The sequence below is a fragment of the Thiobacillus sp. genome (assembly GCF_030696885.1).
Lineage (GTDB): Bacteria > Pseudomonadota > Gammaproteobacteria > Burkholderiales > Thiobacillaceae > Thiobacillus.
Genome location: NZ_JAUYRI010000007.1, coordinates 12,828 through 37,835, shown reverse-complemented (window position 1 = coordinate 37,835; position 25,008 = coordinate 12,828). Strand labels below are relative to the sequence as shown.

At 65.5% G+C, this 25,008-nt stretch carries 19 protein-coding genes and 1 tRNA gene; 3 read left to right on the top strand and 17 right to left on the bottom strand.

Annotated features, from left to right (window positions below; all coding sequences use genetic code 11):
* Position 1 precedes the first annotated feature (1 nt).
* The 6 genes from argS to Q8R61_RS02760 form a co-directional block, all read right to left on the bottom strand.
* Entirely contained in the window at positions 2-1,675 is a 1,674-nt protein-coding gene (argS, locus tag Q8R61_RS02785) for an arginine--tRNA ligase (protein ID WP_305533981.1), read from the bottom strand.
* 270 nt (positions 1,676-1,945) lie between these two features.
* Positions 1,946-4,105 carry a primosomal protein N' gene (locus Q8R61_RS02780; protein WP_305533979.1) on the bottom strand — a complete coding sequence of 720 codons (2,160 nt, stop codon included), beginning with the start codon at positions 4,103-4,105 and terminating at the stop codon, positions 1,946-1,948.
* 344 nt (positions 4,106-4,449) lie between these two features.
* Positions 4,450-5,268: a Tim44 domain-containing protein gene (locus Q8R61_RS02775; RefSeq protein WP_305533977.1), complete on the bottom strand. Its 819-nt coding sequence runs from the start codon at positions 5,266-5,268 to the stop codon at positions 4,450-4,452.
* A 41-nt stretch (positions 5,269-5,309) separates the two neighbouring features.
* Positions 5,310-6,377 (bottom strand): uroporphyrinogen decarboxylase, encoded by a 1,068-nt coding sequence (gene hemE / locus Q8R61_RS02770; RefSeq protein WP_305533975.1) that lies wholly within the window; start codon positions 6,375-6,377, stop codon positions 5,310-5,312.
* 70 nt (positions 6,378-6,447) lie between these two features.
* Positions 6,448-6,990, bottom strand: coding sequence for a glycine zipper domain-containing protein (locus Q8R61_RS02765; RefSeq protein WP_305533973.1), 543 nt, complete (start codon positions 6,988-6,990; stop codon positions 6,448-6,450).
* Between the two features lie 96 nt (positions 6,991-7,086).
* Complete coding sequence (locus Q8R61_RS02760; RefSeq protein WP_305533971.1) at positions 7,087-7,491, bottom strand: hypothetical protein; 405 nt, start codon at positions 7,489-7,491, stop codon at positions 7,087-7,089.
* 267 nt (positions 7,492-7,758) lie between these two features.
* Here Q8R61_RS02760 and Q8R61_RS02755 point away from each other — a divergent pair, with 267 nt between their 5' ends.
* Positions 7,759-8,931: an OmpP1/FadL family transporter gene (locus Q8R61_RS02755; protein WP_305533969.1), complete on the top strand. Its 1,173-nt coding sequence runs from the start codon at positions 7,759-7,761 to the stop codon at positions 8,929-8,931.
* Positions 8,932-9,011: 80 nt separating this feature from the next.
* On the opposite strand, the gene Q8R61_RS02750 is transcribed toward Q8R61_RS02755, so the two are convergent.
* From Q8R61_RS02750 to gltB, 8 genes are all read right to left on the bottom strand, one after another.
* On the bottom strand, positions 9,012-9,344 hold the full coding sequence (locus Q8R61_RS02750; protein WP_305533967.1) for a hypothetical protein: 333 nt from the start codon (positions 9,342-9,344) through the stop codon (positions 9,012-9,014).
* A gap of 59 nt (positions 9,345-9,403) precedes the next feature.
* Positions 9,404-9,889, bottom strand: a complete 486-nt coding sequence (locus Q8R61_RS02745) for a BON domain-containing protein (RefSeq protein WP_305533965.1) — start codon at positions 9,887-9,889, stop codon at positions 9,404-9,406.
* 308 nt (positions 9,890-10,197) lie between these two features.
* Complete coding sequence (locus Q8R61_RS02740) at positions 10,198-10,365, bottom strand: DUF1328 domain-containing protein (RefSeq protein ID WP_305533963.1); 168 nt, start codon at positions 10,363-10,365, stop codon at positions 10,198-10,200.
* Positions 10,366-10,528: 163 nt separating this feature from the next.
* Positions 10,529-11,878 (bottom strand): sigma 54-interacting transcriptional regulator, encoded by a 1,350-nt coding sequence (locus tag Q8R61_RS02735; RefSeq protein WP_305533961.1) that lies wholly within the window; start codon positions 11,876-11,878, stop codon positions 10,529-10,531.
* Positions 11,875-12,345, bottom strand: a complete 471-nt coding sequence (locus Q8R61_RS02730; protein WP_305533959.1) for a hypothetical protein — start codon at positions 12,343-12,345, stop codon at positions 11,875-11,877. Before Q8R61_RS02730 ends, Q8R61_RS02735 begins: the two co-directional genes overlap by 4 nt.
* Positions 12,342-13,781, bottom strand: a complete 1,440-nt coding sequence (locus Q8R61_RS02725) for a sensor histidine kinase KdpD (protein WP_305533957.1) — start codon at positions 13,779-13,781, stop codon at positions 12,342-12,344. The genes Q8R61_RS02730 and Q8R61_RS02725 overlap by 4 nt, the downstream gene beginning before the upstream one ends.
* A 78-nt stretch (positions 13,782-13,859) precedes the next feature.
* Positions 13,860-15,320: an FAD-dependent oxidoreductase gene (locus tag Q8R61_RS02720; protein WP_305533955.1), complete on the bottom strand. Its 1,461-nt coding sequence runs from the start codon at positions 15,318-15,320 to the stop codon at positions 13,860-13,862.
* Positions 15,313-19,812 carry a glutamate synthase large subunit gene (gene gltB, locus Q8R61_RS02715; protein ID WP_305533953.1) on the bottom strand — a complete coding sequence of 1,500 codons (4,500 nt, stop codon included), beginning with the start codon at positions 19,810-19,812 and terminating at the stop codon, positions 15,313-15,315. The genes Q8R61_RS02720 and gltB overlap by 8 nt, the downstream gene beginning before the upstream one ends.
* Positions 19,813-20,095: 283 nt before the next feature.
* On the opposite strand from gltB, the gene Q8R61_RS02710 reads away from it, so the two are divergent.
* Positions 20,096-20,608 carry an inorganic diphosphatase gene (locus Q8R61_RS02710; protein WP_305533951.1) on the top strand — a complete coding sequence of 171 codons (513 nt, stop codon included), beginning with the start codon at positions 20,096-20,098 and terminating at the stop codon, positions 20,606-20,608.
* Between the two features lie 206 nt (positions 20,609-20,814).
* Here Q8R61_RS02710 and Q8R61_RS02705 read toward each other — a convergent pair.
* The 3 genes from Q8R61_RS02705 to lgt form a co-directional block, all read right to left on the bottom strand.
* A tRNA-Ala gene (locus Q8R61_RS02705) sits at positions 20,815-20,890 on the bottom strand.
* A 19-nt stretch (positions 20,891-20,909) separates the two neighbouring features.
* Positions 20,910-21,287 (bottom strand): VanZ family protein, encoded by a 378-nt coding sequence (locus Q8R61_RS02700; protein WP_305533949.1) that lies wholly within the window; start codon positions 21,285-21,287, stop codon positions 20,910-20,912.
* The gene (gene lgt / locus Q8R61_RS02695) at positions 21,284-22,081 is read right to left on the bottom strand and encodes a prolipoprotein diacylglyceryl transferase (RefSeq protein ID WP_305533947.1); all 798 of its coding nucleotides are present in this window, start codon (positions 22,079-22,081) and stop codon (positions 21,284-21,286) included. The genes Q8R61_RS02700 and lgt overlap by 4 nt, the downstream gene beginning before the upstream one ends.
* A gap of 96 nt (positions 22,082-22,177) precedes the next feature.
* On the opposite strand from lgt, the gene ilvD reads away from it, so the two are divergent.
* Positions 22,178-25,006, top strand: coding sequence for a dihydroxy-acid dehydratase (gene ilvD / locus Q8R61_RS02690; protein ID WP_305533945.1), 2,829 nt, complete (start codon positions 22,178-22,180; stop codon positions 25,004-25,006).
* Positions 25,007-25,008: the final 2 nt, after the last annotated feature.

Here is a 25,008-nt window from a genome sequence, read left to right as displayed (position 1 = left end):
GCTACATTTTCTCCGGGGCGGACACGCCGAGCAAGGCCAGTCCGTTGACGATCGCAATGCGGGTGGCGTCGGCCAGCGCGAGCCGCGCGTGCCGCGTCGCCACATCCTCGACCAGGAATTTTTCGGCGTTGTACCAGGCGTGGAAGTCGCCGGCCAGCACCTGCAGGTAATGCACCAGCAGGTGCGGCGCCAGATCGCGCGCGGCGCCGGCGACCGTTTCCGGGTATTCCGCCAGGCGCTGCATCAGCGCGAGTTCGTGCGGCGCGGTCAGCGGCGCGAGGTCGGCGTCGTCGAGCGTGTCGGTCATGCCGCCCCATTCCTCGAACACCCGGCAGATGCGCGCATGCGCGTACTGCACGTAGTAGACCGGGTTGTCGTTGTTCTTTGCCAGCGCCAGGTCGACGTCGAAGATGTATTCGGTGTCGGCCTTGCGGCTCAACAGGAAGAAGCGCACCGCGTCCTTGCTGGTCCACTCGATCAGGTCGCGCAGCGTGACGTAGCTGCCGGCGCGCTTGGAGATCTTCACCTCCTCGCCGCCGCGCATCACGCGCACCATCGTGTGCAGCAGATAGTCCGGGTAGCCCTCGGGAATCCCGGCGCCCGCGGCCTGCAGGCCGGCGCGCACGCGGGCGATGGTGCCGTGGTGGTCGGTGCCCTGGATGTTGATCGCGCGCTCGTAGCCGCGTTCCCACTTGGCGATGTGATAGGCGACGTCGGGCACGAAATAGGTGTAGGTGCCGTCGGATTTCTTCATCACGCGGTCCTTGTCGTCGCCGTAGTCGGTGGTCCTGAGCCACAGCGCGCCATCCTGCTGATAGGTCTTGCCGGCATTGACCAGTTTTTGCAGCGTCGCCTCGACGCGGCCGCTGGTGTACAGGCTCGACTCCAGATAGTAATGGTCGAAGCGTACTGCAAAGGCCTTGAGATCAAGGTCCTGCTCGTGGCGCAGGTAGGCGACGGCGAACTGGCGGATCGAGTCTATGTCGTCGACGTCACCCGATGCGGTGAATTCGCGGTCGTCCGATTTCACGCTCTGCCGGGCCAGAAAATCGGCCGCGATGTCGGCGATGTAGTCGCCATTGTAGGCGGCGTCCGGCCAGTCGGCGTCGCCGGGCTTCACGCCCTTCGCGCGTGCCTGCACGCTCGCGGCCAGCGTGGCGATCTGCACCCCGGCGTCGTTGTAGTAGAACTCGCGGAACACCTCCCAGCCCTGCGCGGCGTACAGGTTGCAGATCGCGTCGCCGAGCGCCGCCTGGCGGCCGTGGCCGACATGCAGCGGGCCGGTTGGGTTGGCGGAAACGAACTCGACCAGCATCTTGTGGCCGCGTCCGGCGTCAGCGCGGCCGAATTGCGCACCGGCGGTCCGGATCTGTGGCACCAGGCCATGCCAGGCGGCAGGCGTGAGGTGGAAATTGATGAAGCCAGCGCCGGCGATGTCCGCCTTGGCGATCAGCGGCGACGCCGGCAACTCGGTCAGGATGCGCTGTGCCAGTTCGCGCGGGTTTTTCTTCAGCGGGCGTGCCAGCTGCATTGCAGCGTTGCTGGAAAAATCGCCGTGAGCAGGATTCTTCGGGCGTTCGATTTCCAGGCTGACAGGCGCGTCGGGCGACACGATGTCGAGGGCGGTGCCGATCAGCAGGGCGAGTTGTTCTTTGAGCGGATGGGTGTTGGACATGGTTACAAAGAGGACGGGGCGATGTGCGCATCCTCAGTGTTCGAATGGGTAGCCCGCGATTATAAGCGCCGTGCGCGGGGCATCAAAACGCGGGTGTTCTGAACTGGAAATGCGCCGAATGGAAAAGTCGAGAATCTTCCGCATGCTGCGTTGCAAATCTCGCCAGGTGTTCAACCTGGCTGCGGTTTGCGCCTTGCCTGCGAAAGATTTCGTCATTTCCATTAACACTGTCACAGCGCAACGCAGACTTTCGATCAGCGCATTTCCAGTTCAGAACACCAGCGGATCGACGTCGAGCGACCAGCGCGCGATGCGCGGCTTGATGGTATCGAGCTGCGGCCGCCAGTCGCGCACGAAAGCCTGCAGGGCCTGGCGCTGCGACGACTGGATCAGCAGTTGGGCGCGTTCCAGATTGGCCACGCGCGCCATCGGCGCGGGGGTGGCGCCGAACACGCTGACGTTCGCATCGTCGGGCGCAAGCTGTGCGGCGCGATGCAGGAAGGCCAGCGCCGCGTCCATCGTGCTCGCCTCGGCGCGCAGCAGCACCTGCCGGCTGTAGGGCGGCAGCTCAAGTTGCTTGCGCTCGGCCAGCAGGGTGCGTGCGTAGCCGGCGTAGTCGTGGCGCTGCAGGTAGCGGAACAAGGGGTGATCCGGGAACGCGGTCTGGATCAGCACGCGGCCCGGCTTGTCGGCGCGTCCGGCGCGTCCGGCCACTTGCATCAGCTGGGCGAACAGACGCTCGGTCGCGCGAAAGTCGGGACTGTAGAGCGCGCCGTCGGTGTCGAGGATCAGCGCCAGCGTCATGTTGGGGAAGTCGTGTCCCTTGGCGAGCATCTGGGTGCCGACCAGGATGTCGATTTCGCCGCCGTGCACCGCCGCGCCCAGCTCGGCCCAGGCGCGCGGACGCATGGTGTCGCGGTCGATGCGGCGGATGCGCGCGGTGGGTAACAGGGCGCTGAGCGTTTCTTCCAGCCGCTGCGTGCCTTGGCCCAGGGCTTTCAGATCGGGATTGCCGCAGCTCGGGCATTCGGGCGGGATGCGCGTCTCGAATCCGCAGTGGTGGCATTTCAGGCGGTGTGAGGTGCGATGCAACACCAGCCGCGCCGAGCAGCGCGGGCAGGGCGACACCCAGGCGCAACTCGGGCAGTACAGCGCCGGCGCGTAGCCGCGGCGGTTGAGGAACACCAGGCCCTGCTCGCCGCGCGCCAGTGTCTCGGCGAGCGCCTGCACGGCGGGGCGGGTGAGGCCGTTGTCGAGCGGCAGGTGCTTCAGATCGGCCAGCTCAATCGCCGGCAGCTCTGCCTGGCTGACCGCGCGCTGCGTCAATTCGATCAACTGGTAGCGCCCGGCCAATGCATGCGCGTAACTTTCCAGCGACGGCGTGGCCGAGCCGAGCAGCACCGCTACATTGGCCTGCTTGCCGCGCGCAATGGCGACGTCGCGTGCCGAATAGCGCAGGCCGTCCTGCTGCTTGAACGAGGCGTCGTGTTCCTCGTCCACCACGATCAGCCCCAGCCGCGGCAGCGGCGCGAACACCGACAACCGGGTGCCGAGCAGCACGTCGCAGTCGGGCGCGGCGAGCCAGTTTTCGGTGCGGTCCTTTTCGCCGAGGCCGCTGTGCAGGGTGGCGAAGCGGCGGCCGGGGAAGCGGCGGCGGAAATGCTGCTCCAGCTGCGGGGTCAGCGCGATTTCGGGAATCAGCACCAGCGCCTGCCTGTTCGTCGCCAGCACCGCATCGATAAGGCGCAGGTAGAGCTCGGTCTTGCCGCTGCCGGTCACGCCATGGATCAGGTGGACGCCAAACGCGCCGAGCGCGGGCAGCAGCGCGTCAAGCGCAGCCTGTTGCCCGGCGGTGGCGGGCGGCGCGGTGGTGGTGGCGGGCGCGTCGGCAGGTTCGGGCGCAACGCGCGACCATACGGCCCAGCCCGCCACCACCAGGGCGGATGCGTGGCGGCCCTGCTTCTGCGCACGCACGGTCTCGCGTGACTGCGGCGCGACCCGCAAGGCGTCGAGCAGCGCGCGCTGCGCCTTGGCGCGGGCCGGGAGTTCCGCAATTCGCCCGGATTCGGTCAGCAGCAGCCAGGGGGTGTCGGCGACAAAGGGCGTCGTGTTCTTCAGGCGCGGCGGCAGCGTGGCGAGCAGGATCGCGCCCAGCGGATGGTGGTAGTAGTCGGCGCAAAACTGCGCCAGCCGAAGGATGTCCGGCGACAGCGCGGGGCGGTCGTCCAGCACGCGGACCACATCGCGCAGCTTGTTGTCCTGGATGGCGCTGTCAGCCAGTGCGCCCAGCGCGACGCCGACCTGGCGGGTGCGACCGAATGGCACTTCGACCAGGCTGCCCGGCGGTACTGTGCCGAAGGTATCCGGCAGGCGATAGTCGAACAGCCGGTAGAGCGGCGTATCGAGCGCGACCTGCAGTATCGACGGCATAGTTAGCGGAAGGTCTTGATCAGGGGTCGGGGAAAGCGGTCTAAGTGGCTGGCGGCCAAGGCTTATTCGGGGTTGTCCACGCAGCTTGTGGATAATTGTGTGAGTGATTTGTGCTGATTGCCCCTCAGGGCGCGTATTTCGTGGCGCACCCCCTACGGGTTAAAAAGCAGGCAATCCAATAAATAACGAAGATTCAGGCACTTATAAACAGAGCCGGACTGTCAAGCCCTTGACACAAAAAAAGTTCCCCTGCGCCAAAATTGTGCATAAGTTAACGCTTCTATGGCCGGAATGGCGTCGTCCTGCACCGGTTTTTGAGCCACAAGCCCTTGTTTCGTCAGGCTTTATGCCTGCTGGATGCCGGCTATGACCCAGCCGCCGTGGCCCTGGGCCGGTCGGCTCAGGTGCCACACCTCGTCGAGCACCACAGCGTCCTGGTCAGCGGCCTCACGTACCCAGCCGGTGAAGCGCACGCTGACGATATGCTGATTGTTTTCCTCGACCGCTTCCAGCACGTCGGCGTGCAGCGTCGTCACGTCGGTGAGCTGCGTCGCGTCGCCGCGCTCGGCCAGTTGCATGCGGATTTCGGCAAAGACCTCGGGGGTGGTGAAGGCGCGCAGGTCGTCCAGGTTGCCGGCGTCGAACGCAGCCTGTAGGCGGATGAAATTGAGTTTGGCCTCACGCGCGAACGCATCGGCATCGAAACCGGGCGGAAAGGCGTGTGTCGCCTGACTGCGGCCGAAGGTGCCGGACGCCGGGTCGAACGCGGCCGGCACGTTCTGCGGCATGCCGGCGTACTGCATTGCCGGCGCATTGCGGCGCATGAAGAAGCGGAACAGCATCAAGGCGGCCATCGCCAGCAGCGCCAGCATCAGGAAGCTGGCCATCTCCTCGCCTAGGCCCAGATGGGAAAACAGCGCCGCAAGACCGAGTCCGGCCGCCAGGCCAGCGATCGGACCCATCCAGGATCTTTTCGGCGCGGTCGTCGGCGCGGCGGTGTTCTGCTGCTGGCGCTGCGGCGTCGGCGCGGCGTCCTGCTTGGCGGGCGCGCTGCGCTGCATGCCGAAGGATTTGCTGCCGCCCATGCGCTTGGCTTCCGCCTCCTGCACGGCGAAACCGAAGCTGACGAAGAGGGCGAACAGGCTGATCAAAATACGTTGCATGGTGATTCCTGGTAATGGGGTGAATGGGGGCGAAGAAATGGTCAGGCCGCACGTACGGCACGGCTGTGGTCGTGCACCGCATCGACCAGCACGGTGACGTTATCCGGGTTGGTGAACTGCGAAATGCCGTGGCCGAGATTGAACACGTGACCGGGGTGGTTGCCGTAGCTGTCGAGGATGCGATGCGCTTCGGCACGGATGCTTTCGGGCGTGCCGTGCAGCGCGCACGGGTCGAGGTTGCCCTGCAGCGCCACGCGGTCGCCGACGCGGCGGCGTGCCTCACCGATGTCGAGCGTCCAGTCCAGTCCGACGGCGTCGGCGCCGATGCCGGCGATCGATTCGAGCCAGTTGCCGCCGCCCTTGGTGAATACGATGCTCGGCACGCGGCGGCCTTCGCGTTCCTTGATCAGGCCGGCGACGATGCGCTCCATGTAGTCGAGCGAGAATTCCTTGTAGGCGTGCGGAGTCAGGCTGCCGCCCCAGGAATCAAAAATCATCACGGCCTGCGCGCCGGCCTCGATCTGCGCGTTGAGGTAGTCGATCACCGCCTGGGTGTTCACTTCGAGGATGCGGTGCAGCAGGTCGGGACGGCTGTACAGCATGGTCTTGATGTGACGGTAGTCGTCCGAACCGCCGCCTTCGACCATGTAGCAGGCCAGCGTGTAGGGGCTGCCGGAAAAGCCGATCAGCGGCACCGAGCCGTCGAGCGCGCGGCGGATGCTTTTGACGGCATCCATCACATAGCCGAGCTTGTCGGTGGGGTCGGGCGCGGTGAGGTCGCGGATTTCCCATTCGTCGCGCAGCGGGCGCTCGAAGCGCGGCCCTTCGCCGGCCGCGAAATAGAGGCCGAGCCCCATCGCGTCGGGCACGGTGAGAATGTCGGAAAACAGGATCGCGGCGTCGAGCGGATAGCGCGCCAGCGGCTGCAGCGTCACCTCGGTCGCCAGGTCGGGCGTCTTGCACAAAGTCAGAAAGTCACCGGCACGGGCGCGCGTGGCGTTGTATTCCGGCAGATAGCGGCCGGCCTGGCGCATCAGCCACAGAGGTGTGTGTTCGTTGGGCTGGCGCTGCAGCGCGCGCAGGATTGTGTCGTTTTTGAGGGCGGACATTCAGACGGGCCAGGACGCAAAGCCGGCATTTTAGCAGGCTTGGCGCCACTGGCCCGGGTCCATCGGTCGCTCAGGTGCGGCGGAAACGCCATTCGCCGCGTCCGGTCGGACACGCCAGCACATCGCGCGGCTTGCGGCCGTCGACGGACAGGGTGGCGTAGCGGCAACCGTCGCGGGCGCCGCCGCGTGGCGTGAAGCGGTAGTCGCGGCCGTCGTGGCGCCATTGCACCGGCACCCCGGCGCGGCCGAGTTCGAGCGCATGGCCCATGCAGGCGCGATCGCGGTCGTCCATGCGGTCGCCGATGGCGTGGCCCACCACCGCGCCGAGCACGCCGCCGACCACCATGCCCACCACGCGGTCGTCGCGTCCGGCGACCTGGCCGCCGATCACCGCACCGGTGACGCCGCCGATCACCATGCCGATTTCCTCACGGTTGCAGCGGCCGGACGCGATGCCGTAGTCGCGGGCATAGATGACGCCGCTCTTGCCCTTGTGATGCTTGGCCGGCTTGTCCTTGTAATAGCCGTGTGCCGGCGCGTGCTGGGGCGGGTCGGCGAGCGCCGGGCCGGCGGCGACCAGAGCAGCGAGGGTCAGGCTGAGGGGAAGCTTCATGGTGATCTCCTGTGCGTTGTAACGGGTGCGGCGTCAGATCAGGCCGCCTATTGAACGCGCCGACCATCAAGACCGCAGGTCCGGGGGGCAGCCGGTTCAGTTGAAACGATGCGATGCGCCATAACCTGGACGGGTGTTGCGGGCGAGCGTCTGCGTGCGGATGTTGCGAGCGGCGAGGTCGAGCGCGCGATCCAGGCGCTGGAATTCGCGCACGTCAATGATGCCATCTGCGCGGAATCGTCGCTCCATTGCGCGGATCCGGTGCTGTTCAGTCGTCAACGCGCGGAAATCATGACGGCTCAGCAAACCTGCGCGCCGCGCGGTTTCGACCCGTTGCGTCTGCCGGGTCTGGCGAGCGTTGACTTGCTGGCTGAAGGCCTGACTCTGCTTGAAGGCCTGTCCATGGCCGCGGCCGTCACGGCCGTAGCCTGCCTGGACGCTCGTTGCCAGCAAACCCAATACCAGGGCGGAGAGGGCAGTTTTCATCAGTGTGCGGGTCATGGTGTGCTCCTTTGTATGATGCCGCTGCCGCAAGGGAGGGGGCAGCCGACACCTGCACGGTAGACAGGCCATGTAAGGGCAATGTGTGGGGCGGGTAACGGCTTGTTACGCAAGGTTACGAAAAAATGAAAAAGGGCCTCAAGTTTCCCTGCAGGCTGCCGATTCATCCGGATGAGATGGAATGAATCCCGTGGTTTCGCCTGAAATATCAGAAGATTAGAATCTTCAGGCCTACCTGTTTACTCACCCGCGTCGCAGGAGAACTCGATGCAACTCAAGAAATTCGCGGCCGCGATGGCCGCCGCAGGCATGACTTTGCCCGGCCTCGCGCTGGCCACCAACGGCATGTTGATGGAGGGCTACGGCCCGATCGCCAGCGGCATGGGCGGTGCTGCTATGGCCTATGACAACGGTACGGCCGCGATGGCCAACAACCCGGCCACGCTCGGCCTGATGGCCGCAGGCAGCCGAATCGACGTCATGCTGGGCCATGTCGGTCCCGATGTGTCGGTACCCCACACGCCGATGGGCGCGTTGGGCGACTCCAGCGCGGACGCATTCTACATGCCGGCTTTTGGCTATATCCGCAAGCAGGGTGACTTCACCTACGGCCTCGGCATCTACGGCCAGGGCGGCATGGGCACCGAATACGCCAGCGGCGACATGGCGCAGGTCGGCGTGGGCCGGCTGATCGTGCCGCTGGCCTGGAACGTCAATGAACGCTTCACGCTTGGCGGCAGCGTCGACGTCGTGTGGGCGGGCATGGACCTGGTCGCCGATATCAACGGCAGCCCCCTGAGCAAGGAAATCAATTTCAAGGACAGTAGCGACTTTACCGGCGCGGCCAAGGGCTACAGCCTCGCGGCCAAGCTGGGTTTCACTTACAGAATGAACGATGCGTTCACGGTGGGCGGCGTCTACCAAAGCGCCGGCAACCTGCCGAAGCTCAAGGGCGACGGCTACACCGTCGAGGGCTTCGACATGCCGGCCGTGGTGGGCCTTGGCCTCGCCTGGCAGGCGAACGATCGCCTCATGGTCGCGGCCGATGTCAAACAGCTGCTGTGGGACGATTCCATGAACACTGTGACGATCCGCGGCCCGGGCGGCCTGGTGGTGCCCTTCCAGCAGGACTGGGACAACCAGACCGTGGTTTCGCTCGGCCTGGCGTACAAGTTCAACGACGCCTTGACCGGACGGATCGGCTACAACCACGGCAAGAATCCGATTCCCGACGCGAACGTCAATATCCTGTGGCCGGCGATTGTCGAGGACCATTACACGGTGGGCGTCGGCTACGCATTCAGCAAGCAGTCGCAGGTGAATTTCGCGCTGAGCTATGCGCCCGAAACCTCGGTGACCGGTACCGGCGCGCAGAACGCCGGCGTGGTGATCGAGCACAGCCAGCTCAACTGGCAATTGATGTACAGCTACGCATTCTGAACGGGCGCGCAGCATGGAAAAGCCGGGGGCGCACGCCCCCGGCTTTTTTATGTACATGTACATGATGCCGGCAGTGCCCCTCAGGGCTCCTGCAGGTCCTTGCCCATCTGCTCGATTTTCTCGCCGGTCGTCTCGCGGGCGTCGTCGAGCGCGCGCCCAGCTTCCTCTGCGGGTCCGGGCGCGTTCCGCAGGTCCTGCATCGCGCGGTCGACATCTTCGCCTGCGCGCTCGGCCGGCCCCTTGTCGTCGCAGCCCTGCATGATCAGCAGGCTGGTCAGCAGGGCCAGCACGGCGTAGGACGCGTGCCAGGGGTGGCGGCGCGTGCGGGCGGCCGGCAGCACGGCACCGCCCGTGGTTCCGCTCCATTCGTAGAAGCACATGTGTTCATCGTCCAAATGGCATGTTGTTGTCATGTCTTGAACCTCCTCGTATCAGGTCGCCGGCGGCGAGGGCCGCCGGCATGCCTTCAGGCTTAGCGCTTGACCTGAATGTCGTTGCGGACGCCTTTCACGCCATCGACACCGAGGGCGATTTTTTCAGCCCGGGCGATCTGGTCGGGGGAGTTGACCCAGCCTGACAACTGGACATCGCCCTTATGGGTCTCCACTTTTACGCTCATCCCCTGCACACCTTCGTCCTTGACGAGCAGCGCTTTGATCTTGGCGGTGATCCAGGCGTCGTCGGCAAACTTGCCGGCCTTGATGCGGTCGTTGTTGGCCACCGCCTTGACGTATTCATCGCTGCTCAGGTGGCTGTCGCGGTTGGCGTCACCTTCGCGAAAGGCCTGGGGCTGGCCACCTTTCGCGGCAAATTCCTCGAGCGTGACTTTGCCGTCGCCATTGCTGTCGACGGTCTTGAAGTTGGGCATGACCGGCGCGGTCGCCAATGCGACGGCGGAGAACGCGCCCAGTACACCGGCAAGGGCCAGATTCAGAATGCGATGTTGATTGGATTTCATGTCTATCTCCTGTGTCATGGGTGGAATTCGAATGCAGAGCACTCAGGGAGACTAGAGCGACGACCGTGCCAACTCGGATTTAAATAATGAAATCATGGGCATATACGCATGTGGTCCCAACCGGACGGGGATGGGCCCGGACAAACCAGGCCAATCTGTCGCCATTGAGAGACGGGCGTGACGACGATACTGCAGATCATTGAATTCATTGACCTATTTTGTCTGATGGCGGCGACATGGGCGATTCCACGTAGCAGGCGGACGTAAAAAAAGGGAGCCAAGGCTCCCTGCGAATACGCGTTGCGCGATCAGGTTGCAGGCGGACTGCGGCCGGTGACCAGCAGTACCAGGAATACCACCAGACCCACGACAAACAGGATCTTGGCGATCAGGGTTGCGGTGCCGGCAATGCCTGCAAAACCGAAAATGCCGGCAACGATGGCGACGATCAGGAATGTAACGGCCCATCCAAACATAATGTGCTCCTCTCTGGGTTGATTAGCGTGCCGCAAGGGCGCTAAGCCTTCCTATGCAGAGGCCGTGCCAGATAAATAAAATGTTTTGAATCAGTCGCTTGTGTGAATGACACTGGCGCCGCGGGTCGGGCGTGGCCGCGCAGGCGTCGCCCGCGCCCGACACTCAGCTGTCGTCGCGGTCCTTGAACAGCGCGGGAGTGAGGCCGTGGCGCTGCAGCAGGCGGTAGACCTCGGTGCGGTTGCGCCCGGCCAGCCGTGCCACTTCGCTGACCTGGCCGCGGGTGAGCTTGAGCAGCGTGATCAGGTAATCGCGTTCGAACGACGCGCGCGCCTCGGCAAGCGGCTGGATCTCGGCCGGCTTGTCGCGCAGCGCGCGTGCCACCAGCGTGGCCGGAATGGTGGTGGTGGTGCACAGCGCCACGCATTGCTCCAGCACGTTGTGCAGCTGGCGGATGTTGCCCGGCCAGTCGGCGGCAGTCAGCATGTCCAGCGCGTCGGGCGCAAAGCCGTGGATGCGGCGGCGATATTTCTCGGTCAGCGCGGCCAGGAAATGCCGCGCCAGCAGCGGAATGTCCTCGCGTCGCTCGCGCAGCGGCGGCAGCGTCAGCGTGACCACGTTGAGGCGGTAATACAGGTCTTCGCGAAATTCGCCGCTGACGATCGCCTCCTCCAGGTTGCGGTGGGTGGCCGACACGATGCGCACGTCGACCGGACGCGTCTCGGTGGCGCCGACCGGCCGCACCTCGCCCTCCTGCAGCACGCGCAGCAGCTTCACCTGCAGCGGCGGGGGCATGTCGCCGATCTCGTCGAGGAACACCGTGCCGCCCTCGGCGCTGAGAAAGAGGCCGGGATGGTCGCGCCCGGCGCCGGTAAACGCGCCCTTCATGTGGCCGAACAGCTCCGACTCGAGCAGCTCGGCCGGGATCGCGCCGCAGTTGATCGCGACAAAGGGCTTGGCGTGGCGCGGGCTGGCGCGATGAATGGCTTGCGCCAGCAGTTCCTTGCCGGTGCCCGATTCGCCCTGGATCAGCAGCGACGCTTCGCTTTGCGCGGCCAGCCGCGCCTCGGCCAAGAGCGCGTCCATCGCCGGGCTGGCGGTGACGATTTCACTGCGCCAGTCGTCGCTGATGGTCTCGGCGCCACCGCCGCCGAGGCGGGTGGCGCGCTTCAGCAGGTCGATCAGGGTGGGCGCGTCGTAGGGCTTGGTCAGGTAGCCGAACAGCCCCTGCTGGGTGGCGGCCACGGCGTCGGGGATGGTGCCGTGCGCGGTCAGCACGATCACCGGCAAGGCCGGGTCGCGCGCATGGATGGCGCGAAACAGTGCCATGCCGTCCATGCCGTTCATCTGCATGTCGGTCAGCACCGCGTCGGGGCGGGTCAGCGCCAGTTGCGCCAGCGCCGCTTCACCGCTGTCGACCGCTTCCACCCGGAAACCGTTGGCCTCAAGCCGCAGCGTGATCAGTTCGCGCAGCGCGGCGTCGTCATCAACGACCAGAATGCAGGATTTTTTCATGGCGTGCGGGGCGGCGTGGCGCGCTGCTGTAGGGATTTTTCCAGCGCCTTGATCTGGTCGAGCTTGTCCTGCAGCTCCTGCGCGCGCAGCGTCTGCTGTCGGAGTTCGATGCGTGCCCGCAGCGATTTTTTCATCAGCTCGAGCAGTGCCTGGGTGCGGGCATCGGCCTCGCCGATGGCGCCCAGGGTTTTCAGACTGCGCTCGAGCGCGTCCACGCTGTCTTCGCGCTCCAGCAAGGCGGCCAGCAGAAAGCGGCGCCCGTCGTCGAGGCGGCGCTCGTTTTCCAGCGCGGCCAGCTCGCGCCGCCGCTGCTCGCCAGTCAGCGCCGCCACCCGCGCGAGTTCGCCCGACAGCGCCGCCGTGTTCAGGCCGGCCGGGGTGCTGCGGGCGGGCGGCTGATCGGGCTGGGTGGCACAGGCCCCCAGCGTCAGCACCAGTCCGGCAAATAACAGGGTTTTGAGGTTCATTGGGGTATCGGCCAGGTTAAACGGAAGCAGGTTGACCACGGTGGGCAGTCGACCACGTCGACGCTGCCGCCCGCCGCCAGCAGCGATTCGCGCACGATCGACAGACCCAGCCCGCTGCCCTTGACCGTGCTGGCGGGCTGGCGCGCGCCCTGGAAAAACGGCTCGAAGACGCGGCTGCGTTCGGCCTCCGGGATGGCTTCGCCTTCGTTGCATACCCAGACTTCGATCGCGCCATCGGCAGGCGTGCTTTTCACCAGGATGCGTCCGCCCTCGGGACTGAATTTGACCGCATTCGACAACAGGTTGTCGAGTACGGTTTCCAACTGGCTGCGTTCGGCGTGCACGGTGGCGGCGTCCAGCTGCGTCTCGACCCGGATGCCGTGTGCCTCGAGCGCCAGCCGCTGGCGAGCCAGCACGCTGGCGAGGGCTGCGCTCAGCGTTTGGGGCGTGGTCGGCAGCAGGGTGGCGTCGCGCATCATGCCGCTGTAGCGGATCAGATCCTCGATGCGTTTCTGCAGGTCGCGACTGGCGCTGTCCATGATCGCGACGATGCTGCGCTGGCGCGGGTTGAGGCTGCCGGCCAGTTCGTCGCCCAGCAGTGCGACGCCTTCGCGCAGCGAGGCCAGCGGGGTTTTCAGTTCGTGCGAGACATGGCGCAGAAAGCGCAGCTTCTGGTCTTCCAGCGCCTGCAGGCGCTGGCGCAGCCAGTCAATCTCGCGGCCCAGTTCGACAATGTCCTGCGGCCCGCTGATCGCCGGCAGCGGGGAGAGGTTGGCCTGGCCGAGCTTCTGGATCGACGCCTTGAGCTGCTTGATCGGGCGGTTGATCATCCAGGAAAACACCGCAGCCAGCAGCAGCGTCAGCGGAATCAGCGCCAGCGCCAGCACGATCAGTCGCTGGCGGGTGGCCTGCACGGTCGATTCCAGGTCCTGCAGCTCGCGCTGCACCGCGGCGTCTGCTTCGGTGAGCAGGGTGCGCGTGTCACCATGCAGCGCGTTGAACGCCGGGTCGAGCGCATTGAAGCCCGCGCTGTCGAGAAAGCTGCCGGGCTGGATCTGGCGATACAGGCTGTGGCTGCGGGTCTGCAGCGCGGCCAGCGTGGCACGCGCCGGCGGGTCGACGAGTTCGCTGTCGAGCCGTGCCAGCAGGGTTTGCAATTCATCGAAGCGGTCGCGCAGGGCCGGCGCAAACTCGGCATCCTGCAACAGGTGATACTGGCCGGCGGCACGCTGCAGCTGGCTGACCGATTCGGCAATCTGCCGCACGTCGCGCGTGATGGTGAGACTGTTGCGGGTGAACTGGCGCTGGGTGTCGACCACCTCCTGCAGCACGTGCACCGCATTGATCAGGCCGCTCGCCAGCGGCACGATCAGCACGCCCATGGCGACGATGACGAGGATCGTGAACGAGCGGGGGTAGTAGGGGCCAGCGAGCATCCGGACGTGATTCAGGGGCGAGATCGCTGCCGGGTGCTGGGCGTGCGGGCAATGGCTGCCCGCACGCCGGCGGCGGGATTACACCAGGTCGAGGTAGGCAAGGATGCCCTTGGCCGCCTCGCGGCCTTCCCATACGGCGGTCACCACCAAATCGGAGCCGCGCACCATGTCGCCGCCGGCGAAGACTTTCGGGTTGGCGGTCTGGAACGCGTGCTGCTGGCCGCTGGCGATCACGCGGCCGCCCTGATCGATCGCGATCTTGTGGTCGGCAAACCACGGCTGCGGATTGGGACGGAAGCCGAACGCGACGATGACGCGGTCGGCGGGGATGATTTCCTCCGAGCCCGGCACCACTACCGGCGTGCGACGGCCGCGCGCATCGGGCGGGCCAAGTTCGGTGGTCACCAGCTTGACGCCTTCGACCTTGCCATTGCCGACGATCTCGACCGGCTGACGGTTCCACAAAAACTGCACGCCTTCTTCCTTGGCGTTGCCAACTTCGCGCTTGGAGCCGGGCATGTTCTTTTCGTCGCGGCGGTAAGCGCAGGTGACGCCGGCTGCGCCCTGGCGGATGCTGGTGCGGTTGCAGTCCATCGCGGTGTCGCCGCCGCCGAGGACCACCACGCGCAGGCCTTTCATATCCTGGTAGACCTCGTCCTCCTTGGTCAGATCAAGGCATTTGCGCACGTTGGAGATCAGGAAGGGCAGCGCCTCGAGCACGCCGGGCAGGTCTTCGCCGGGGAAGCCGCCCTTCATGTAGGTGTAGGTACCCATGCCCATGAACACGGCGTCGTAGTCGTCGAGCAGGCTCTGCATCGACACATCCTTGCCGATGTCGGTGTTGAGGCGGAATTCGACGCCCATGCCTTCCAGCACTTCGCGGCGGCGGGTCATCACCCATTTTTCCATCTTGAATTCGGGGATGCCGAAGGTGAGGAGGCCGCCGATCTCGTCGTAGCGATCGAACACCACCGGCTTGACGCCATTGCGCGCCAGCACGTCGGCGCAACCCAGTCCGGCCGGCCCGGCGCCGATGATCGCGACCTTCCTGCCGGTCGGCACCACGTTCGACATGTCGGGACGCCAGCCGGCCTTGAAGGCTTCCTCGGAAATGTATTTCTCGATCTGGCCGATGGTCACTGCGCCGAAGCCGCCGGTGTTCGGGCCCCCACCGACCGCTTCGCCGAAGCCGTCGGTATTGAGCGTGCAGGCGCCTTCGCACAGCCGGTCCTGCGGGCAGACGCGGCCGCACACTTCGGGCAGCGAGTTGGTCTGGTGCGAAAGTTCAGCCGCTTCGAACAGGCGGCCTTCGGTCACCAGCTTCAACCAGTTCGGGATGTAGTTGTGCACCGGGCACTTCCACTCGCAATACGGATTGCCGCAGGCCAGGCAACGGTCGGATTGTTCCTGCGCGTGCGCCGTGTCCATCAGCGCGTAGATTTCGCGGAACTCGTGCTTGCGGACGTCGGCCGGGGTCTTTTCGCCGTCGCGTCGAGCCTGCTTCAAAAACTGGAATACGTCGCCCATTTTCTTATGCACTCACTGCTTCTTTGGTCTGGCCGGGAATGTCCTCGACCAGGTCTTCAATCGAAATCCGCTTCGGCTTGACCAGCCACACCTTCGCCAGCGTGGCGTCGAAATCGGCCAGCAAGGCCTTGGCGCGCGCGCTGCCGGTGAGCGTCAGATGACGCTCGATCTGCGCCTTGAGGAAGATGCGGAACGGTTCGGTTTCGTCGTTGACGATGCGAACCAGCTCGACCATTTCCTTGTTGGTCTTGGCCATGAAGTCGCCCGCGTCGTCGACAACGAAGGCCATGCCGCCCGACATGCCGGCGCCGAAGTTGAGCCCGGTGTCGCCCAGCACGACGACGGTGCCGCCGGTCATGTATTCGCAGCCGTGGTCGCCGATGCCTTCCACCACCGCCAAGGCACCTGAGTTGCGCACGCCGAAGCGCTCGCCGCCCATGCCGGCGGCGTAGAGCTCGCCGCCGGTCGCGCCGTACAGGCAGGTGTTGCCGATCAAGGTGTTGCGATGCGCGTCGAAGGTGGCGACGCGCGGCGGGTAGATCACCAGCCGGCCGCCGCCCATGCCTTTGCCGACGTAGTCGTTGGCGTCGCCTTCGAGGGTCAAGGTCAGCCCCTTGTGATTCCACACGCCGAAGCTCTGGCCGGCCGAGCCGGTCAGCTGGAGGCGCAGCGTGTCGTCCGGCAGGCCGCGGCCGCCGTGCGCCTTGGCGATCTCGCCCGACAGGCGCGCGCCGATCGAGCGGTTGACGTTGCGCACGGTGTAGGCGAGCTCAATGGACGTGCCGGCCTTGATCGCGCCGATCGCGTCGGCCACCATCTGCTCGGCCAGTTCGCCCTTGTCGAACGAGGGGTTGCGTTCCTGCTGCGAGAAGCGGGGCGCGTCGGCCGGAATATCGCCCTGCGAGAGCAGCACGTCGAGTTTCAACCGGCCCTGACGCGGCGTGTCGCCTGCGGACAGATCGAGCAGGTCGGTGCGGCCGATCAGGTCGGTCAGCTTGCGGATGCCGAGGCTCGCCATCAGCTCGCGCGTTTCCTCGGCGACGAACTTGAAGTAATTGACCACCATGTCGGGCAGGCCGATGAAGTGGTCCTTCCGCAGTTTTTCGTTCTGCGTCGCGACGCCGGTGGCGCAGTTGTTCAAATGACAGATGCGCAGGTACTTGCAGCCCAGCGCGACCATCGGGCCGGTGCCGAAACCGAAGGATTCCGCGCCGAGGATCGCCGCCTTGACGACGTCCAGCCCGGTCTTCAGGCCGCCGTCGGTCTGCACGCGGACGCGCCCGCGCAGGCCGTTGGCGCGCAGCACCTGCTGCGCTTCGGACAGGCCGAGCTCCCACGGCGAGCCGGCGTACTTCACGCTGGCCAGCGGACTCGCACCGGTGCCGCCGTCGTAGCCGGAAATCGTGATCAGATCGGCATAGGCCTTGGCCACGCCGGCGGCGATGGTGCCGACGCCGGGCTCGGCCACCAGCTTCACCGACACCAGCGCGTCGGGGTTGACCTGCTTCAGGTCATAGATCAGCTGCGCCAGGTCCTCGATCGAATAGATGTCATGGTGCGGCGGCGGCGAAATCAGCGGCGTGCCGGGTTTGCAGTGACGCAAGCCGGCGATCATGACCGACACCTTGTCGCCCGGCAGCTGGCCGCCCTCGCCGGGCTTGGCGCCCTGCGCGATCTTGATCTGCAGCACTTCGGCATTGACCAGATAGGTCGCGGTGACGCCGAAGCGGCCGGAGGCGATCTGTTTGATCTTCGAGGTTTTCACCGTGCCGTAGCGCTTCGGGTCTTCGCCGCCTTCGCCCGAGTTGGAGCGGCCGCCGATGCGGTTCATGCCTTCTGCGAGCGCCTCGTGCGCTTCCGGCGACAAGGCGCCCAAGGACATGCCGGCGGAGTCGAAACGCTTGAGGATGCTTTCCAGCGGTTCGACTTCGTCCAGCGGGATGGGCGCGGCACCGGTCTTCAGCTTCATCAGGTCGCGCAGCATCGCCACCGGACGGGTGTCGACGATTGCGGAATATTTCTTGAACTCGGCGTAGTCGCCGGTCTTCACTGCCTTCTGCAGCTGCTGCACCACGTCCGGGTTGTAGGCGTGGAATTCCTCGCCGAACATGAACTTCAGCAGGCCGCCGGCCGACAGCGGTTTCAGCGGATTGAACGCAGTCTTGTGCAGCAATTTCTGGTCGGATTCGAAGTCGTCGAAGTTGGCGCCGGAAATGCGCGACACCGTGCCCTTGAGGCACAGCGCGACGACGCTTTCGTGCAGGCCCACGCCCTCGAACAGCTGCGCGCCGCGGTAGCTGGCGACGAGCGAAATGCCCATCTTGGACAGCACCTTGTACAAGCCCTTGTCCATGCCCTTGCGGAAGTTGCACAAGGCCTTGTCGAGGTTGGGCTTGATCTCGCCGGTCTTCACGAATTCGCCGATGACCTGGTAGGCGAGGTAGGGATAGATCGCGGTCGCGCCGTAGCCGATCAGGCAGGCGTAGTGATGCGGGTCGCGCACGGTACCGGTTTCCACCACGATGTTGGCGTTGCAGCGCAGGCCGGCGTTGATCAGCGCATGGTGGACTGCGCCGGTGGCGAACAGCGCGTGGATCGGCAGGCGATCCTTGGCCAGGTTGCGGTCGGACAGGACCAGGATCACCTTGCCGGACTTCACCGCATCAACCGCGCGCGCGGTCAGCGCCGTGATCGCGGCTTCCAGCGTGGTTTTCGCCGGATCGTAATGCAGGTCGAGTGCCGCCGATGCGAACGCCGGGTCGTTCAGGTTCAACAGCTTGTCGAACGCTTCCTTCGACAGCAGCGGGGTGCGCACTTCCACCCGGTGCGCATGCTCGGGCGTTTCCTTGAACAGGTTGCGCTCGGTACCAAACGACGTATTGAGCGACATCACAATCGCCTCGCGGATCGGGTCGATCGGCGGGTTGGTGACTTGTGCAAATTGTTGACGCAGGTAGTCGAACGGCGAGCGCACTTTCTGACTCAGCACCGCCATTGGCGTGTCGTCGCCCATCGAGCCAATTGCCTCGGCGCCGTCCTCGGCTAGCACGCGGATGATCTGGTCGCGCTCCTCGAAGCTGACGTTGAACAGTTTCTGGTGCGTCAACAGGCTCGCCGCATCCATCACCGCCAGGTCGGCGTCCTGGTTGAGCGAGAGTTCCAGTTTCACCGCGCCGGCCTTCAGCCATTCGCGGTAGGGTTGCGCACCCTTCAATTCGTTGTCGATGTCTTCCGGCATCAGCAGGCGCCCGGTCTCGAGGTCGGCGGCGACCATCTGGCCCGGCTTGACGCGGCCCTTGCGCTCGACGTTGGCGGGGTCGATCTGCCACACGCCGACTTCCGAGGCGATGGTGAGGATGCGGTCCTTGGTCAGCACCCAGCGCGCGGGGCGCAGGCCGTTGCGGTCGAGCGTGCAGACGGCGTAGCGGCCGTCGGTCAGCACCACCCCGGCGGGGCCGTCCCACGGCTCCATGTGCATCGAGTTGTATTCGTAGAAGGCGCGGATGTCGGCGTCCATTGACTCGACGTTCTGCCAGGCCGGCGGAATCACCAGGCGCAGCGCGCGGAACAGCCCCGCGCCGCCCATCACCAGGCCTTCGACCATGTTGTCGAGGCTCATCGAGTCCGACCCCTTGGTGCCGACGATCGGACGGATGTCGTCCATGTTCGGGATCAGCGGCGTCGCGAACTTCTGCTCGCGCGCGCGGCTCCAGTTGCGGTTGCCCTGCACCGTGTTGATCTCGCCGTTGTGCGCCAGATAGCGGAACGGCTGCGCCAGCCGCCACTGCGGCCAGGTGTTGGTGGAGAAGCGCTGGTGGAACACGACCAGAGCAGAGGCGAAGCGCGCGTCGTTCAAATCGGGATAGAACACCGGCAGGTTATCCGGCATCACCAGGCCCTTGTAGCTGATCACGCGGCACGACAGCGTCGGCAGGTAGAACACCGGATCGGTCGGCTCCAGCGCCTTTTCGGCGCGGCGGCGCGCGATGTAGAGCTTGCGTTCGAAGTCGTCCTCGCTCAAGCCCGCGCCGTTAATATCCGTGGCCGCGTTGACGAACACCATTTCGATATGCGGCAACGAGGCCAGCGCGGATTCTCCGCATACCGATGAATCGGTCGGCACCAAACGGAAGCCGGCGACCGTCAGGCCCTGCGCCTCGAGTTCGGTTTTCAGCGTGGTGCGGGCATGCGCTTGCGGTGCCGCATCGCGCGACAGGAACAGCAGGCCGGCGGCATACAGTTCACCCAGCGCAAAGCCGGCTTCGCCCGCTACCGCGCGCAGGAAGGCGTCCGGTTTCTTGAACAAGAGGCCGCAGCCGTCGCCCGACAAGCCATCGGCGGCGATCGCGCCGCGGTGCGTCATGCACGCCAGCGAGCCGATCGCGTTCTGCACCAGCGTGTGGCTGGGCTGATTGTCGATCTGCGCAATCAGGCCGAAGCCGCAGCTATCCTGTTCGAAATCGGGCGAATACAGCGTCCCGTCCAGCCAGCGTTGTCGTTCCATGGTTCCGTGTGCTCAGGCAACAGCGGCCTGCCCAAGGGGCAAGCCGCAAAAAATAAGCGAAAAGTGCGGCATTTTAATCCCTCAGGCTGCATGCGGCAATGCGTGCCTATGCCAAGGCCTTGCCGGGGCAAGGGTTTCCGCGGCGTCAGGCCTGAGTATGGGAGTGTCAGCGCACGCGGAAATTCCAGCGACCCGAACAATGCGCCTACGCTGGCCCCCCCACTCCGGTCCCAGTGCCGCTGCCCAATTCGGTCCGCGCGGCGGCCTGGGGTAGGCTTGCGGCATGACCGACGCGAACATCCCGCCATCGCCCGCCTGCATTGACGCCCCCGAACCGCTTGAAGTCGACGTGGTGATCGAAGTGCCGCGCGGCAGTTTTCTGAAGCGCGGCGCCACCGGCCACATCGATTTCGTCGCGCCGCTTCCGTGTCCGTTCAACTACGGTGCGGTCCCGAACTATCTGGGGCTCGAGGGCGACCTGCTGGATGCGCTGGTGCTCGGGCCGCGCCTGCCGCTCGGCACCCGGATACGGGTCAAGGCGTGGGGCGCGATCACGCTGACCGACCGCGGCATGGTGGACGACAAGCTGGTGTGCAGTGTCCAGGCGCCAACCGCCGCACAGAAAGACTTCGTGCTGCGGTTCTTCCACTTCTATGCCAAGTGCAAGGGCGTGCTCAATTTTCTGCGCCGCCGCCCCGGGCGTAACGCCTGCGAAGGCTGGCGCACGGCCGCACAGGCCATTGCCCGTGCCCGGCCGCGGCAGGATTCGTGGCAGGGCCCGCCGGTCAAATACTGAGCGGGTTTGTCTGTCCTGTTTGAAGAAGCCAATCGGATGCCATGAAGCTCCTGAGCTGGAATGCCGGTCCGATTTCTGACCGGAGGCCTGTCCAAAAGGCTCAGGGCGTGGCGTCAGTCCATCGCCGGTGTGGGTGTAAAGAAGGCGACAAGGCGGACAAAGAAAAAGCGCCCCTGGAAAAACCGGAGACGCTTTGTCGCATGTGGTGGTGGAGAGGAGGAGGATCGAACTCCCGACCTCCGCATTGCGAACGCGGCGCTCTCCCAGCTGAGCTACCCCCCCGACGGGGCGAATTATAGCTTTAGCGATGCGGGGCGGGAAGGGTGGTGCGGCGGGCGGTGAGGCGTTCAGGAAAATTGGGCAGCAGGCGGGCGACGAGCCAGCCGAGCAGGACGCCGCCGCTGTTGGCCAGCGCGTCGAGCAGGTCGGGCTGGCGGGCGGGGGTGAGGCCTTGCAGCAGCTCGATGGCGGCGCCAAACAGCACCACGGCGATCGCGAGTTTCCAGCGTTGCCGGATGACGAGCTGCGCCCACCAGAATGTCAGCACGGCATAGCCCGTCAGGTGCACGATCTTGTCGGCGTGGCCGCTACTGCTGTCCAGCGCGGGCGGCATCAGCGAGACCACCAGGGTGAGGACGATGCCGAGCCAGCCGAGCACCCGCCATGTGTGTTCGATCATGCCTGGCCTGTTGTGGGTTGGCGCTGCGCCCAGCGCAGCATGAGGACGCCGGCAACGATCATCGGCAGCGACAGCCATTGCCCCATGGAAAGCCCCAGCCCCAGGAGGCCGAGGAAGCTGTCGGGCTCGCGGGCGAATTCGGCGAAGAAGCGGAACCCCCCGTAGCCGATCAGGAACACGCCGGAGATGGCGCCAACCGGGCGCGGCTTGCTCGAATACCACCACAGGATGACGAACAGCAGCAGGCCTTCGCCGGCGAACTGATACAGCTGCGAGGGGTGGCGCGCGATGCCGTCCGCTGCCTGCGGGAAAACCATGCCCCACGGCAGGTCGGTGGCGCGGCCCCACAGCTCGCCGTTGATGAAGTTGCCGAGCCGTCCGGCGGCCAACCCCAGCGGCACCAGCGGGGCGATGAAGTCGGTGACCGCCAGCCAGCGCAGCTTGTGGCGATGGGCGAACAGCGCCATCGCGATGATGACGCCGAGAAAGCCGCCGTGAAAACTCATGCCGCCTTCCCACAGTTTGATGATGTCGAGCGGGTTGGCCAGGTAGTCCATCGGCTTGTAGAAAATCACATAGCCGAGCCGCCCGCCGGCGATGACGCCAAGCACGCCGTAGAACAGCACGTCGTCGAGCATTTTCTGCGTCCACCCCGACCACGGCCGGTGCGTGATGCACCAGCGCCCGAGCAGGATGACCTGGGCAAACGCCAGCAAATACATCAGGCCGTACCAGTGGATGGCGACAGGGCCTAGCTGCAGGGCGACGGGATCGAATTGCGGATGAAGGAGCATGTTTTAGGCGCTGGGGGCTATGAGTTAGGGGCTAGGGGTTTGGCGAAGCGCCCGGGTAAAATGGCCGACTGATTATAGATTGCTTGAGTGACCATCATGCCCGACTACCGTTCCTGGACCACCACCCGCGGCCGCAACATGGCCGGAGCCCGCGCGCTGTGGCGCGCCACCGGCATGAAGGATGGCGACTTCAACAAGCCCATCATCGCGATTGCCAACTCGTTCACCCAGTTCGTGCCAGGCCACGTGCACCTGAAGGACATGGGCCAGCTGGTGGCGCGCGAGATCGAGGCGGCGGGCGGCGTGGCGAAGGAATTCAACACCATCGCAGTCGACGATGGCATCGCCATGGGCCACGGCGGCATGCTGTATTCGCTGCCGAGCCGTGAGGTGATTGCCGATTCGGTCGAATACATGGTCAACGCGCACTGCGCCGACGCCCTGGTGTGCATTTCCAATTGCGACAAGATCACGCCGGGGATGCTGAATGCCGCGCTGCGTCTCAATATCCCGACCGTGTTCGTCTCCGGCGGGCCGATGGAAGCCGGCAAGGTGAAATGGGGCGCGAAAACCATCAAGCTCGATCTGGTCGACGCCATGGTGTCGGCGGCGGATGCCAGCTACTCCGACGAGAAGGTTGCCCAGCTCGAACGCTCGGCCTGCCCCACCTGCGGTTCGTGCTCGGGCATGTTTACCGCCAACTCGATGAACTGTCTGACCGAGGCGCTGGGCCTATCCTTGCCCGGCAACGGTTCGCTGCTGGCGACCCACGCAGACCGCAAGAACCTGTTCCTCGCGGCAGCGCGGCTGATCGTGAAAAACACCCGCCGCTACTATGAAGGCAACGACACGTCAGTGTTGCCGCGTGCCATCGCCAGCTTCGACGCGTTCGAGAATGCCATTGCGCTGGATATCGCGATGGGCGGTTCGACCAACACCGTGCTGCACCTGCTGGCCGCCGCGCATGAAGCGGGCGTCGATTTCACCATGGCCGACATCGACCGCATGAGCCGCCGCGTGCCGCATCTGTCGAAGGTCGCGCCGTCGATCCAGACTTATCACATGGAAGACGTGCACCGCGCCGGCGGCGTGATGGCCATTCTGGGTGAGCTCGAGCGCGGCGGCCTGCTGCATCGCGACCTGCCGACTGTGCTGTGCAAGTCCATGGGCGAGCAGATCGACACCTACGACATTCGTCGCACCGACAACAAGGACATCAAGGATTACTTCCGCGCTGCGCCCGGTGGCGTGCCGACGCAGACCGCGTTTTCGCAGGACCGGCGTTACCCCACGCTGGACGATGATCGGGTGAACGGCTGCCTGCATGACATCGAGCATGCCTATTCGAAAGACGGCGGGCTGGCCGTGCTCTACGGCAACCTCGCTCAGGACGGCTGCATCGTCAAGACCGCGGGTGTCGACGAAAGCATGTTCGAAGTCGAGCAACTGCGCTACACCACCAGCGTGCCAACTTCCACCCTCCGGGTGTTCAAGGGGCCGGCGCGCGTATTCGAATCGCAGGATGCGGCGGTCGAGGCCATCCTCGGCGACAAGATCGTCGCCGGCGACGTGGTGGTGATTCGCTACGAAGGCCCGCGCGGCGGCCCCGGCATGCAGGAAATGCTTTACCCGACTTCGTACCTGAAATCCAAAGGGCTGGGCAAGCATTGCGCGCTGCTGACCGACGGCCGCTTCTCTGGCGGCACCTCGGGCCTCTCCATCGGCCACGCCTCGCCGGAAGCGGCCGAAGGCGGCAACATCGGCCTGGTCGAGGAGGGCGACATCATCGAGATCGACATTGCCAGGCGCAGTATCAACATGATGGTGAGCGAGCAGGAGCTTGAGCGCCGCCGTGCGGCGATGGACGCAAAAGGCGCCCACGCATGGAAGCCGACCAACCGAGTGCGCGCCGTGTCGGCCGCGCTGCGCGCCTATGCGGCGATGACGACTTCGGCGGCATTTGGCGCGGTACGTGACGTCAGCCTGGTCGAGCACCCGACCGCGGCGCAGGAACACGCCGACCCGCTGGCGCGCTTCGCCATTTCCGGCCAGCTGAGCTTCAGAACCGGCGCGGGTGGCCTGACCTACGCCGACATCGACAATCATGGCGGCCGCGCGACGATTTGCCTGCAGGGCGCGCACGTGGTGAGCTTCCGTCCCAAGTCGCAACATGAGCCGGTGGTATGGGTGTCCGACGCCGCCAAATTCGCGCCGGGCAAATCCATCCGCGGCGGCGCGCCGGTCTGCTGGCCGTGGTTCGGCGCACATGCCAGCGAAGCGGCGTTCCCGGCGCATGGTTTCGCCCGCACCGTGGACTGGAGCGTGACCGGCACGCGCCGTCGCAACGACGCCAAGACCGAGATCACCCTGCAGCTCGTCGACAACGCGCAGACCCGCGCGCAATGGCCGCATGCCACGCGGCTGACGCTGACCGTGGTGGTGGGCGAGAAGCTGGAGATGTCGCTCGCCACCACCAACACCGGCAATGCGCCGGTGCAGATCGGCGAGGCGCTGCACACCTACCTGCAGATCAGCGATATCGGCACGGTCAAGGTCGAGGGTCTCGAAGGCTGCGACTACCACGACAAGGTCGACAACTTCGCGCGCAGGAAACAGAAGGGCGCGATCGGGTTCAGTGGCGAAGTCGACCGCGTCTACGTCAATACGCCGGCCGACTGCGTGATTGAGGACGCCGGCCTCAAGCGCCGCATCCGCATCGCCAAGACCGGCTCGCAGTCCACCATCGTGTGGACGCCGTGGACCGAGAAAGCCGAGAAAATGGGCGACATGGGCCGCGGCAAGTCGGGCGCCGGCTGGCGCGAAATGGTGTGTGTCGAATCGGCCAACGCGATGGACAACGTCGTCACCGTGGCACCGGGGGAGACCCACACGCTGGCGGTGACTTACAGCGTCGAGGCGTTGTGATC